Origin of the sequence: Dokdonia ponticola, from assembly GCF_042653865.1 — a bacterium.
GTDB lineage: Bacteria > Bacteroidota > Bacteroidia > Flavobacteriales > Flavobacteriaceae > Dokdonia > Dokdonia ponticola.
Genome location: NZ_JBHSFV010000005.1, coordinates 135,531 through 148,032 on the forward strand (window position 1 = coordinate 135,531; position 12,502 = coordinate 148,032).

Here is a 12,502-nt window from a genome sequence, read left to right on the forward strand (position 1 = left end):
CCCTTTATTCTTCTCCAATATGCTTCTTATAAAATTTCCAAGCTTCTTTGGCTACATTTCTTCCTAATGCTAGTCCTGCTACATTATCTGCTTGAATGTGATAGCCTCCAAGTACTCTAGAAATTCCAGCCATTTCTGCTGTCTCTGTAAATGTTGGGAATTTTAAAGTAATTGTATCCCCTTTATAACCAGGCTCTGTCATCGCACCAGCAACGAGTTGTGCTTCTGAGCCAAAGGTATCACTACCTGTCCATATTTTTAAAGCTTCGGCGCAACCTCCACTTATAGTGCTATGACCAGAAACATAACTAGGAAAAGGCGGACATAAAAAAGTTTCAGGTGAGTAGGGTCTCCATTGGCTTCCGTCAACTTCTATCATTCCTTTGCCTTCACCTCCCCACGCTTTGATTTTTTGATCTCGGTAATATTCATGTACTAAGGCATAGGGTCGTGCATAGTCATAAAACATTTTAGCATCCCAAGAAGCAATAAAAGCATCCATAGCCACGACTTGATTGTAAAAGTACATTTTCACATCCTGATCCAGTGTGTGTTGATCTCTCCGAGAAACATCTTGTGCAAACTTAAGCCAGTGCCCTGCTTGTTGAACCGACTGCGGACCATCTCTCATAAACTCTACAAGCGCTTTTTGATAATCGGTCAAGTTGGCTTGCATCTCAATAACCTCCTGTACTTCTTTTTCCAATTGTTCCGAGCCGATCATAGGCGGTGGACCTGGACGAAATTGATCTCCCGATGTTAATGCCACAGGCGTGACTTTATCCCAAAAAGGAGTTAAACATTCAGGGGCAAATTTTCCTCCCTTTCCATCTGAAAAATATTTAGGTTGCCAGCGGTTAGGATCTACATTGGTGTCTGCCGAGTTTAAAGGTTGATACCCTGTATAATTAAAATATGAAGTGCCATTAGAACCTTTCTCTTCTCCATACTGATTTGAACCGTCTCCTCTTCGGGCTTCAATAACTGCTTTTGCCGCTAAATTCCCAATGCCTTCTGGAGTATTAGGATCTAAGGATTCGTTGGTTGGGTCTAAGCCTAATTCTTTCATGAAGTCTGCAAATAGGGGAGTGTCCTCATAATAATATTCGCTCATTGTTGTAAAAGCCGCATAGCTTATGGCAATTTCCTTATTTTTTAAGGTATGTTCATCTGCAGGTCGTCTTTCTACATTTTCTAAATATACGGGAATTGATTTTTCGTCATACCTTGACCATGCATCAAAAATAGATATAGAGATCAACCCTAGGTATCTTGAGGTAATGGTAGGTCTAGGTAAAAATCGCTCGGTGTCATTTGCTGTGGCCGTTAATGCCATTTTTCCCCACTTATAGGCAACATTGTTAACTCCTGTAGGCTCATTTTCTTCAACAAGACTTTGTGAGGTATTTTGATGCTCTTTACAACTAAAAAAGGTGAATGCCGTGACTAAAACTAAAAAGGCTGTTTTCATAGTATTGATTTTCTCAAAAAATATGGGCAAATATAACAAATTGAGCATACCTAGAGATTCATTATACGTCGATTTTGAATGGTACATTTTTCGCTTAAAGCGAAAAAAAACGATTATACAAATGAGTCAGACTCCTATTTTGATCGCTTGTGAGTTGCTTTTTTTGGATTTGCAATGATTAGTTCGCAAACAGCTAACACTTTATGAAATCAGTAGATTTCGTTTGGAAGCGACCAATGTGTTCCCCTATCTTTGAAAGAAATGCTTAAAACCATACAAAGAGGACTTACTTTTTTGTGCTGTATCATTTCATTTAGTGCGGCCTATGGTCAGTTGGGGTTTTGTGAAGGTGATCTCGGGGATCCCATTTTTACAGAAGATTTTGGAACAGGAACTACCAATGGGCCTGCGTTAGATCCTTCGGTCACGACCTATACCTACGTAAATAATGCTCCCGAAGATGGGTTCTATACCATCTCCTCCAACCTGCAACAGTTAGGTGCTTTCCACTCAGGCTTAGATAATACCCCAGGAGATGTCAATGGACGTGCTTTTATTGTGAATGCAAGCTTTACAGCCGATCAATTCTATAACCGAACCATACAAGGGCTTTGTGAAAACACCTCTTATGAGTTTTCTGCGTTTCTTCTCAACCTATACAATAGTGCAAGTAATGTTTGTGCGAATACAGGAATTCCTGTAAATGTACGTTTTCAAATATGGGATAGTACCGATACGGTTTTGCTTACTTCTGGAGATACGGGCGATATTAATGGGACGCCTACACCGGTTTGGAATCGTTACGGGCTTGTTTTTGAAACTGGTGTAGGGCAGACAGAGGTGATCCTAAAAATGATTAATAACGGAAATGGAGGGTGTGGGAATGATCTTGCGATTGATGATATTGTGTTTAGAGCCTGCGGTGATATTACCACCATCACCTCAGAGATTTCAGGAGAAGAGGATTTGATCCTGTGCAACAATCAATCGTCTTTAGATACCATCCTTACCGTTACCACAACGCCCGATGTTTTTATACAATGGCAACAAAGTGATGACGGTCAAAACTGGATGAATATTGCGGGTGCCAATTCAGAGGAATACACCACGGAAGGGATTACAACCACTACGTTTTATAGAGTGAATACTGCAACAGACCCTGATAATTTAGGGGATGTATTTTGCTCCTTTTTTTCAGATTCGTTTTTAATTGATTTTGTAGAGGGGCCTGATCCACCTATCAGCAACGGAGATGTGGTTGCCTGTGATAACGTTATGTTATCTGGAATTTCAGTAAGTGTGTCGCAAGGAGCTGAGGTTCGTTGGTATGCTTCAGAAACAAGTACCGAGGTATTGGCAACGGGAACCAACTTCACTCCAGAAACCGCAGGAACGTATTATGCGCAGGCTTTTGCTATAGGCACCGAGTGTGGAAGCACGATAAGAACAGCAGTGTCAATCAGTCAAGTGGTATCTCCTTCATTTGTCAACCCTCTGGAGACGTCACAAATATGTAATGACCAAGAATCGAGAATCCTTTCGGCGGGAATTGCCAATGTGACGTATGCATGGTCCACAGGAGAAACCACACCTTCTATTGTAATTATGACAGGCGGCGTATATTCGGTGACGGTGACCAATACCAATGGATGTAGTGCTACCAAAACCTTTCAAGTAGAAGGGATTGCTATTCCAGAAATTGCGAGTATTACGTCTCAGGGTGAAAACATTGTCATAGAAGTAGCCAGTGAAGGTGATTTTGAATATTCTTTAAATGGGATTTCTTATACGAGTTCCCCTGTTTTAAGAAATATCCCTGGAGGCTTACAAACGGTATTTGTGAGAACAGCCAACGGATGTCTTCCCGTGATTACTTCCTTTTATCATTTTAATATCCCAACCTATTTCACGCCGAACAATGACGGGATCAATGACTTTTTTGCACTTCCAGATGCGACTTTCTTCTCTTCTAGTTTTGTGCGCGTATTTGATCGTTTTGGAAAGTTACTCGCTAGTGGCAACGGACTCACATTTGCATGGGATGGAACCTATAGAGGCAGGTTATTACCTCCCGATGATTATTGGTATGAAATCACCACCAATGACCGTGTGGTGATTGGGCATGTATCTTTGTTGTTGTAGGGTGGGGAGGCTTTTGTATAGTGGAGGGCAGGTTTGTGAAAGCATATAAGCTAAAAAATCATAACAGAATGTTTTTACATCAATTGAATGTACTAGTTACTTTATGATTACTTCATTTTAACGGATAATGAAACATAAAGATTTGTAAAAAACATCACCGATGAAAACGCTATAAAAAATAAAAGAATCCTTAGGTCAAGCTCAACAAAACTCAATAAAAAACCACAAATAGCAGTAATTAGTATATGGACTTTTGATATAAATACGTTAGTCTCTTTCTTGTTTAAAGTGAAAATAAACCAGTACAATACAGCATAAACACAAGATGGATAATAGAATAGATCTGTAATCCAAGATTGATCTCCCATGAAATCTAAAGCCCATCCAATCGTTTGATTGATATTGAATATATCCACAAAGATTTTACCAAGTATAATAGATATCGTGAAAATCACAAATATCCAGATACCTGTAAATATTTTTATGGATTGGTTGGTAGTCATTTATTCCATTGTTTTTCTTTTGGATAACATTTTTGAACTACCGCTTCGGCAAATACAATACCATTTTCTCTATGGCTACAGCATCCAAGTGTCCCATCATACGTTCATCTTTTGTGATGATGTGCATGTGTACAAAGGAATCATGATGCGTAAAAATACCTTTATGTGCCGTAGAGAAAAATCCAACAATGTCCACGGCTTCATTTTCTAGAGTATAATTCACTTGTCCTTGGTGGGCTTCATCGGGCGAAGAAACGCTCGTGCCTTCAGGAAGATTTTGAACGTGTAAGTTGGCTTGTTTTACATTCCCGTTTAGTTTGAACGCAAAAGGGCGTTTGTAGTCCGTGGTTTTTGAATTTATAAAGGTTTCTAGCTCTTTAATTGTTTTGATGGTAGTAGGTAAAGGGACGGTGTCCCATTCTTGAACGTTGGCATACACAAAAAAAGGGGCTGAAACATCAAAGGTTTTCTCTACCACCATTGTCGAATCGGAAGTCACCCTAGAGACATAACTCTTCCCATTGTTAATAAGAAGTTCTCCTGTAAGAAAACGCTCGGGCCCGAGACCGTAGAGCCCTTGTTTAGTAGCAATGGTATCTAGATGAATCGTACCAGCTAACTCTCCTTTCCACATTACATTTTTCATAGCACCAACAACCCTAATGTCGTCATACGTCTCAGGTGATGAGGTCTGCTTTTTTTTTGAGGTACAGCCTAGAATAACCACGGTAAGAATGCTTAATAGGATATTTTTATAAATCATATTTTTATTTTTCAATCACTGATAACCGATTAAAATTTACATAAGCATAGTATGATTAGCTTTCAAGTCATCAAAAACCAGGTCTTACGTCTTATGTCCAACAGCGAATCGGTCGTATGTCTTAGTAGCGTACGACTTTTTGATGATGGTTTTAGATAACTCTCAACTACTCCTTTCCCCCATACCAATCTAATTGCACCACGTTGATGTCAGGATTTCCTTTATTGACAATGGTTTTAAAATTCGCTACGTCACTAAGACCTTCCGAACCACGGTAATGATAGGGGTAGATATTAGCAGGCGCAAAGTCCAGCACAGCATCGGCAGCGCTGACCTCCGTCATGGTGTATGGCAGGTTCATGCATACAAATGCAGCATCTATGTCGGTAAGTGCACGCATTTCTGGAATGTCTTCGGTGTCACCAGAAATATAGACACGGGTGTCATCTTTTTCAATCACATAGCCGTTACCACGTCCTTTGGTGTGAAACTTTAAGGCTTCTTCTCGTAAATTATACATTGGGATAGCTTCGACAACAAAACCAAAACGCTCTTTACTGTCCCCATTATTTAAAACATCAAGCAGTGGTACAAACGCTTCGGGCATTTTATCGGCTACCGCTTGTGGAGCGATAATTTTTGCGTTTGAGGTATCAAGGCCTTCTAAGGTTTCCACATTCAAATGATCACCATGTATGTCTGTAATTAAAATGAGGTCTGGAGTTGGATGAGCTGCAAAAGCATCAGCACCGCCTACAGGATCAACATATATCGTAGTATCACCCCATTGCAATACCATGGTCGCATGACTAATAGGATTGACTTTAAAAGGAAGTTCGTTCTTTGTCTCAACAGTCTTTGTAACTTCTTCAGAAGTTGCTGTAGCGGTTTCGGCTTGTTTTTCTTTACAACTAAGTACGGTGATACAGGCGAGTATCAGGAGTAAGATCTTTTTCATTATTTTTTATTTAATAGTAATTCCATTTTAATATTGGCTCTGTCATAATATACATCTTTTTCTAAAGGAATCTCGACAAATCCCCATTTTCGGTAGATGTAGATGGCATTTTCAAGAAGTGTATTTGAGTATAATATAAGTTTTGGGGCTTTTTCCGCTTTCGCGAAAGCGATACAATGCGCTATCAATTTCTGTCCAATTCCCTGACTGCGTACGGACGGATCTACTGCCATTTTAGTGAGTTCGTACACGTGGGCTATTTTTGTAGGCATCAAGGCAACCGTGCCTACTACTTTTTCTTCCAGAATCGCAAAAAAGATATGACCACCTTTCGATATAATGTAGGTTTCTGGATTGCTCAAGACTTCGTTGTCATAGGGCTCTACATAGAAATAAGTTTCTAACCAATCTATATTGAGTGCTCTAAAATCTGGCGCATATAAAGGATTGTAATTAATAATTTGCATGGTGTGTTCGGATAAAATCGGTCACAAAATAACTAATCGCTTTTCCTACTTGCCCTGCTTTTTTTCTTCCCGGCGAAGCCTCGCATATATGAAAATAGCAGCATTGCTTTTTGGAAGCGGCATGCATTATAAATTGGCGCACGTCGCTAATGTCAAAACCACTAGGGGTTTGTGCACTACTTGGAAAATTAGTAATTGCATCGCAATCTAATTCGAGTCCAAATGATTTTTGAGCGACAAAATCTAGCGCGGTTTTAAACTGTTTAGATACTGGAATATTACGAGGCCACAGCTCTTCCAAATGATAATACCGCAAACGATCTCTGCGTTTTTCAAACAAATCGTAGATGTATTGCGGGGTGTAATTTTTATGCAACCCAAACACAGTATATCTGTCTAGCGAAGCCTCCTGAGGATCATTTAAGGAAAGTGCATACGAAAAACCGTTACCACTATGCCTGTAATCAGTGGTGCGTAGGTCTGTATGCGCATCTATATTTATTACATTAATGGTTTCTTGCAGAGCTTGCGAGGTACCTTTTATATTGCCATAGGCATTGTTGTGTCCTCCACCAATAATGACAGGAATCTTACCGGCAGCGACAATGGTTTTTACGATAAACGCCACTTTTTTATCAATTCTAGTGACAATATCACCTAAAACTTCTTTGGGTGAGGTGTATTTGATATCGTCGGGAGTGACAGAAATATAGCCTAATAGTAAGATGTTTTCTCCTGAGTTATATTGGTTTTCTTGGATGTTTACAAAGGATTGTAGAAATGCATTCCATGCTTTGGCAGTGCCACGTCTCCCGTAATTAGCACGTACCCCAAAATCTTCGGCGATTCCAAAAATAACATAGCGGGCATTACTTTCTTCAATGCCTTCAAGGCTATGGCAAAATTGAACTGTTTCTCCAAGCTTAGTTTCCCCTTCTCTTTTGGAGATAAGCTCATCAAGTGTTTCTTTTGATTGGATATGAAGCTGAATCATGGGTTAGTCATTTGTTAACGCTTGGATACATTCCTCTCGAATTTCCCATACTTTTTCTAGGCTATAGGGAAAGTTATCACGTTGAATCCAATCTTCAAGAATAGATTTGTGATAGGAAACTTTATAGTCAAATATTTGGTCTGCATCGATCGTAGTCTCTATAAGAATATCGGGTTCCCATGATTTTTTAGAAACTCCAGGAAACGTAAAATCATACCGCTCATGGTCATAACTCAAGCAAATATGGGCTTCAAGTATGTAGGATAAGCGATATGTATCCAGTACTTTTTCTATGCCAGGTGTGTTTTTCTTGTTCATAGAAAATATACACAGATTTAATTGTATGCTATGAATTTCGTTTTCTTCGGCAAGCGTTTTTAAACAAGCGTGTTTTGTAGAACAGGTGCCTACGCCTTCTTGAATAATACTAGCCATGTTTTTAGGATCTTTATTACGACCATAAGGGAGATTGTGTATATAACGTACGGCACCGTGAAATGTCTTGATGTCTTTTTTTAAAAAGGCATCTGAGACAGGTGATCCTTCAGTGAGATTAAAGTTAGGTAGACTCATAACAATTCTCCGTTTAAGATGAGTTGATCAATTTGATGGTATCCAAACCTGTAGGGAAGGGTATTATATGATTTTTGAGGGGTGGTTATGATAAGATTGGCTTTCTTTCCTTTGGTAATACTCCCGACCTTAGAAGCGACATCCATGGCAAATGCTCCATTAATCGTGGCGGCAATAATCGCTTCTTCGGGTGTCATGCGCAGTTGAATACTTGCTTGTGCGACGGTGAAATTCATATTTCCACTTGGTGCCGAGCCTGGATTGTAGTCGGTAGCGATGGCAAGAGGAAGACCTGCGTCTATCAGACGTCTTGCAGGGGTATAAGGAATACTTAGAAAGAAGGAGCATCCAGGCAATGCCACGGGAATGGTATTGCTTCCTTGTAAGGCTTCGATGTCTTCCTGTGCCAATTCTTCTAGATGATCTACCGAAAGGGCATCATGATTAACCGCGGCAGCAATGCCTCCAATAGCATTAAACTGGTTGACATGCACTTTGGGACGTAAACCGTGTTGTTTTCCAGCGGTGAGAATCGCTTCCATTTCGGCAACTGTAAAGTAGCCAGATTCACAAAATACATCTATAAAATCGCATAATTTTGCTTTCGCGAAAGCGGGAATCATCTCTTCTATAATCAGTTGGACATAGCCAGCTCGATTCTCCTTATATTCAGTAGGAATAGCATGCGCAGCGAGTAAGGTAGCTTTGATCGGAATGTCAACGGCTGCTTTCAATCGGGCAATCACACGAAGCATTTTCTTTTCTGCTGCTACCGAAAGGCCATACCCACTTTTAATTTCGATGGCACCAGTACCGAGTGCAATAAGCTGTTGTAACCGTTTTAATGCGTCTTCGTACAAGGCATCTTCCGACATGGATCGTAAACGTGCTACAGAGTTTAAAATACCACCGCCACGATTGGCTATTTCTTCATAAGACAAGCCATTGATTCGATCTACAAATTCATCTTCCCTGCCTGTCGCATATACAAGATGTGTATGAGAATCGCACCACATTGGTAAGATGATTTTTCCAGTAGCATCTATAATCTCCACTGCAGCAACAGGGGGAAGATCCTCCATAGGACCAAAGTCGTAAATCCGATCTTCTTCTATAATGAGGTATGCATTAGTGATGTAAGGCATTTGGGACATGGCTTTCCCACAGACAGGCCCAGTGAATTCTCCAGTAACGAGTAATTGATGTATGTTGGTAATAAGTTTCATAAAAAATAAAGGTAGGTACTTTATCGCTTATATAACAAAATTAAGGAATTGTTTTTTGTATTTTTATGGGATAAAAAAGTAAGCTCATGAATCATCATAAAAAAGGAGTTAATACCATTTGTACCCATGTAGGGGAAGTGACAGATGAACAGTTTAAAGGAGCCGTTTCGCCTATCTTCATGTCATCGTCTTATGCCTTTATGGATGTAGATATAAAACGTTATCCTCGATATTTCAACACCCCTAATCAAGAGGCTTTATGTAAAAAAATTGCCGCTTTAGAAGGAACTGAAGCGGCCATGATTTTTGGAAGTGGGATGGCAGCCGTGAGTACGACCTTACTTGCCTTTTTACAAAAAGGAGATCATGTTGTCTTACAAAAAACCTTGTATGGCGGAACGTATAATCTCGTGGTTGAGGAGTTTGCCAAATACGGAATTGACTACACGTTTACGGATGGTTTGGATAAGACCGCTTTCGCGAAAGCGATTACACCCCAAACAAAAGTGTTATACATTGAGACCCCTTCCAATCCGTTAATGACCATTACGGATATGCAGATGGTGTCAGATCTGGCAAAAGAAAAAGGCATTGTCACCATGATTGATAATACTTTTGCGTCGCCCATTAATCAGAATCCGTTGAAATTTGGCATTGATATCATCATTCATAGTGCCACCAAATATATGGGCGGGCACAGTGATATTTGTGCAGGTGCTGTCGCGGCGAGTGAAGAGCATATTGACCGCATTTGGAATTTAGGAAAAAATCTAGGCGGAAGCTTGAGCGATATGACCGTTTGGTTGCTGGAACGCAGTATGAAAACCATGGCGATACGTGTCAAAGCACAAAATAGAAATGCCAAAAAGTTAGCCAAATGGCTCGATAAAAATGGAGCGATCAATAAGGTGTATTATCCAGGGTTAAAGTCACATCCAGATCATTTATTGGCCAAAGCGCAGATGCGTGGCTACGGTGGAATGCTTTCTTTTGAACTTGCTGAAGGATTGGATCCGGAGGTGTTTCAGAAGTCGTTGCAACTCATTAAACCTTCCATGAGCTTAGCAGGAGTGGAAAGTACGATGCTATGCCCAGCGCAAACGTCTCATTTTTTATTAGGGGAAGAAGAGAGAGCCAATCAAGGCATTGCCGAAGGATTGATTCGTTTTTCGGTAGGCATTGAAGACAAAGAAGATCTTATTGAAGATATCCAGCAAGCGTTATTAACGGTCATGGCGCAATTGGAGGAGCCTGTGTTATAATATCAGGAAATACACGACACCGTAGAGAAAGAACAAAAAACCATTCATGAAATTAGATATACTCGCCATAGGCGCACACCCCGATGATGTAGAATTAGGCTGTGGAGCGACCATCGCCAAAGAAATTGCCAGAGGGAAAAAAGTAGGTATCCTTGATTTAACAAGGGGCGAATTAGGCACCCGAGGGACGGCACAAACTCGAAAAGAAGAAGCCGCCAGTGCGGCAGGTATACTAGGCGTAAGCGTTCGTGAAAACATCGGACTCGCCGATGGTTTTTTTCAAAATGATACAGAGAGTCAGTTGAAGATCATCGAGGTCATACGCGCCTACCAACCCGAAATGGTACTTTGCAACGCGATTCAAGATCGACATATTGATCACGGAAAAGGAAGTAAGCTGGCAAGTGATGCGTGCTTTTTAAGTGGACTTGTGAAAATTGAGACAAAACGGGATGGAGTGGTCCAAGAAAAATGGCGCCCTAAAACCGTCTATCATTACATACAATGGGAAAATATCACACCTGATATTGTGGTGGATGTTAGTGGATTTATTGAAAAAAAATGTGAGGCAGTCTTTGCCTATAAAACCCAGTTTTTTGATCCTAATTCTCCAGATGACAATACGCCGATTTCAAGTCTTACCTTTAAGGAAAGTATCAATTACAGAGCAAGAGATTTAGGCAGACTCATAGGCACCGATTATGCCGAAGGTTTTACGGTAGAGCGATATCCTGCGGTAGATAGTCTTTTTGATTTGATATAATTTATAACCACTATAATTTTTCTATAAGACTAATTAGTCGTTCCTGAATACTCACAAAATGCCAGTTGTTAGCCGAATTATCTAAAATCACCAAACAGGTTTTTGTTTTTGTATTTCTGTAGATATACGTTCGTGCCGCTAACCAACCTCCAGAATGTTGCATGACCTCATCATCGACAGACCAGCCAAAACCATAGGTAGAAACGGTACCATTGGTAAGCGTTGGTGTTTTAAAGGCTTCTTGTAGTTTTTCTTGGGGAAGGAGCGAAGTACCATACAATGCTGTATCCCAAATCACAAAATCTTCCAAACTTGCAAAAACACCCCCATCGCCAGAAACACCGTCTATAAACGTAGGATACATCGGAATATAGTTCTCGTCTTGTTTTTCAAAACCTAGTGTCTTATTTGGGAATGTTTTGTCTTTAGAAAGCAGATTCCAAACCCGTGCATTTTGCATGTTAAGCGGATTAAAAATCGCTTCTTGCATATAGGTCTCAAAAGACTGCCCAGAAACATTCTCTACAATACCAGCGAGCAAAATATAATTGGAATTCGAATATTTGAACCAACTATTCGGTGGGGCTGCTTTGGAGGGATAGTCACACAGTAACTGCACAGCTTCTTGAATACTTAATTCGTCTCCTAGGGTGCTTTTATATTTTTCGGCAAGTTGTAAATAACCATCAGGAATACCAGAGGTCATATTGAGTAAGTGCCGAACCGTTACACGAGGATAGGGGAATTCAGGAATATACGTCGTCACAGGCGTATCATAGTCTAGTAATCCTTTGTTTTCAAGAAGCATGATTCCAAAAGCGGTAAACTGCTTAGATACCGAGGCTAGTCTAAAAGACGATTGTGTCGTGAGTTGTTGTGTACGTGTATGATCGGTATAGCCGTAGGTGTCCATAAAAATAGGAACTCCGTCTTTCACCATCAAAACACCTCCATTAAATTTCCCTTCAGATTTTAAGGTAGTTAACCAAGCATCGACTTCCTTTTTACCTTCTGCTTCAGTAATAGGAGCCGTAGTGACTAGTTCAGGGATGCTTGATTTTGCATTGATAAGAAGATTCAGTCCGCCCCAAATAAGCGCTCCGACAATAATGACAATCCCCGCAATCTTTATAAATGTATTTTTCATAATGGGTGCAAGATATTTATTAGTGAAACGTTGTTTTAAAGAGTTGTCAAACAACAAATTTAAAATAACTAGTTGAACCTACCTATGCCGTCAGGCAGGTTAATCCTGATTTTTCAGCGGGATCTAAGATTTAATACCTCAAAGCTAGTTTAGGAAATTAAAAAATATGTTCCGTTAAATACCTCGTGGGCTTGCCTTGAGGATTATGTATGTTTGATGATGATACGAATCAA

11 protein-coding genes are annotated in these 12,502 nt (G+C 40.1%); 3 read left to right on the forward strand and 8 right to left on the reverse strand.

Annotated features, from left to right (window positions below):
- Positions 1–4 precede the first annotated feature (4 nt).
- Positions 5–1,471, reverse strand: coding sequence for a vanadium-dependent haloperoxidase (locus ACFO3O_RS09940; protein WP_379978453.1), 1,467 nt, complete (start codon positions 1,469–1,471; stop codon positions 5–7).
- A gap of 261 nt (positions 1,472–1,732) precedes the next feature.
- Here ACFO3O_RS09940 and ACFO3O_RS09945 point away from each other — a divergent pair, with 261 nt between their 5' ends.
- Positions 1,733–3,613 (forward strand): T9SS type B sorting domain-containing protein, encoded by a 1,881-nt coding sequence (locus tag ACFO3O_RS09945; RefSeq protein WP_379978454.1) that lies wholly within the window; start codon positions 1,733–1,735, stop codon positions 3,611–3,613.
- 540 nt (positions 3,614–4,153) lie between these two features.
- Here the strand turns inward: ACFO3O_RS09945 and ACFO3O_RS09950 are convergent.
- The 6 genes from ACFO3O_RS09950 to hutI form a co-directional block, all read right to left on the reverse strand.
- Complete coding sequence (locus tag ACFO3O_RS09950; RefSeq protein WP_379978455.1) at positions 4,154–4,879, reverse strand: acetolactate decarboxylase; 726 nt, start codon at positions 4,877–4,879, stop codon at positions 4,154–4,156.
- A gap of 166 nt (positions 4,880–5,045) precedes the next feature.
- Positions 5,046–5,837, reverse strand: a complete 792-nt coding sequence (locus tag ACFO3O_RS09955) for an MBL fold metallo-hydrolase (protein ID WP_379978456.1) — start codon at positions 5,835–5,837, stop codon at positions 5,046–5,048.
- Positions 5,837–6,304: a GNAT family N-acetyltransferase gene (locus ACFO3O_RS09960; RefSeq protein ID WP_379978457.1), complete on the reverse strand. Its 468-nt coding sequence runs from the start codon at positions 6,302–6,304 to the stop codon at positions 5,837–5,839. The genes ACFO3O_RS09955 and ACFO3O_RS09960 overlap by 1 nt, the downstream gene beginning before the upstream one ends.
- Positions 6,291–7,298: a formimidoylglutamase gene (locus ACFO3O_RS09965; protein ID WP_379978458.1), complete on the reverse strand. Its 1,008-nt coding sequence runs from the start codon at positions 7,296–7,298 to the stop codon at positions 6,291–6,293. The genes ACFO3O_RS09960 and ACFO3O_RS09965 overlap by 14 nt, the downstream gene beginning before the upstream one ends.
- A 3-nt stretch (positions 7,299–7,301) precedes the next feature.
- Positions 7,302–7,871: a hypothetical protein gene (locus ACFO3O_RS09970; RefSeq protein ID WP_379978459.1), complete on the reverse strand. Its 570-nt coding sequence runs from the start codon at positions 7,869–7,871 to the stop codon at positions 7,302–7,304.
- Entirely contained in the window at positions 7,868–9,097 is a 1,230-nt protein-coding gene (hutI, locus tag ACFO3O_RS09975) for an imidazolonepropionase (protein WP_379978460.1), read from the reverse strand. The genes ACFO3O_RS09970 and hutI overlap by 4 nt, the downstream gene beginning before the upstream one ends.
- An 86-nt stretch (positions 9,098–9,183) precedes the next feature.
- On the opposite strand from hutI, the gene ACFO3O_RS09980 reads away from it, so the two are divergent.
- The gene (locus ACFO3O_RS09980; RefSeq protein WP_379978461.1) at positions 9,184–10,359 is read left to right on the forward strand and encodes a trans-sulfuration enzyme family protein; all 1,176 of its coding nucleotides are present in this window, start codon (positions 9,184–9,186) and stop codon (positions 10,357–10,359) included.
- A 46-nt stretch (positions 10,360–10,405) separates the two neighbouring features.
- Entirely contained in the window at positions 10,406–11,122 is a 717-nt protein-coding gene (gene bshB1 / locus ACFO3O_RS09985; protein WP_379978462.1) for a bacillithiol biosynthesis deacetylase BshB1, read from the forward strand.
- Positions 11,123–11,132: 10 nt separating this feature from the next.
- Here bshB1 and ACFO3O_RS09990 read toward each other — a convergent pair whose 3' ends face one another.
- Positions 11,133–12,269 (reverse strand): serine hydrolase domain-containing protein, encoded by a 1,137-nt coding sequence (locus ACFO3O_RS09990; RefSeq protein WP_379978463.1) that lies wholly within the window; start codon positions 12,267–12,269, stop codon positions 11,133–11,135.
- Positions 12,270–12,502 lie beyond the last annotated feature (233 nt).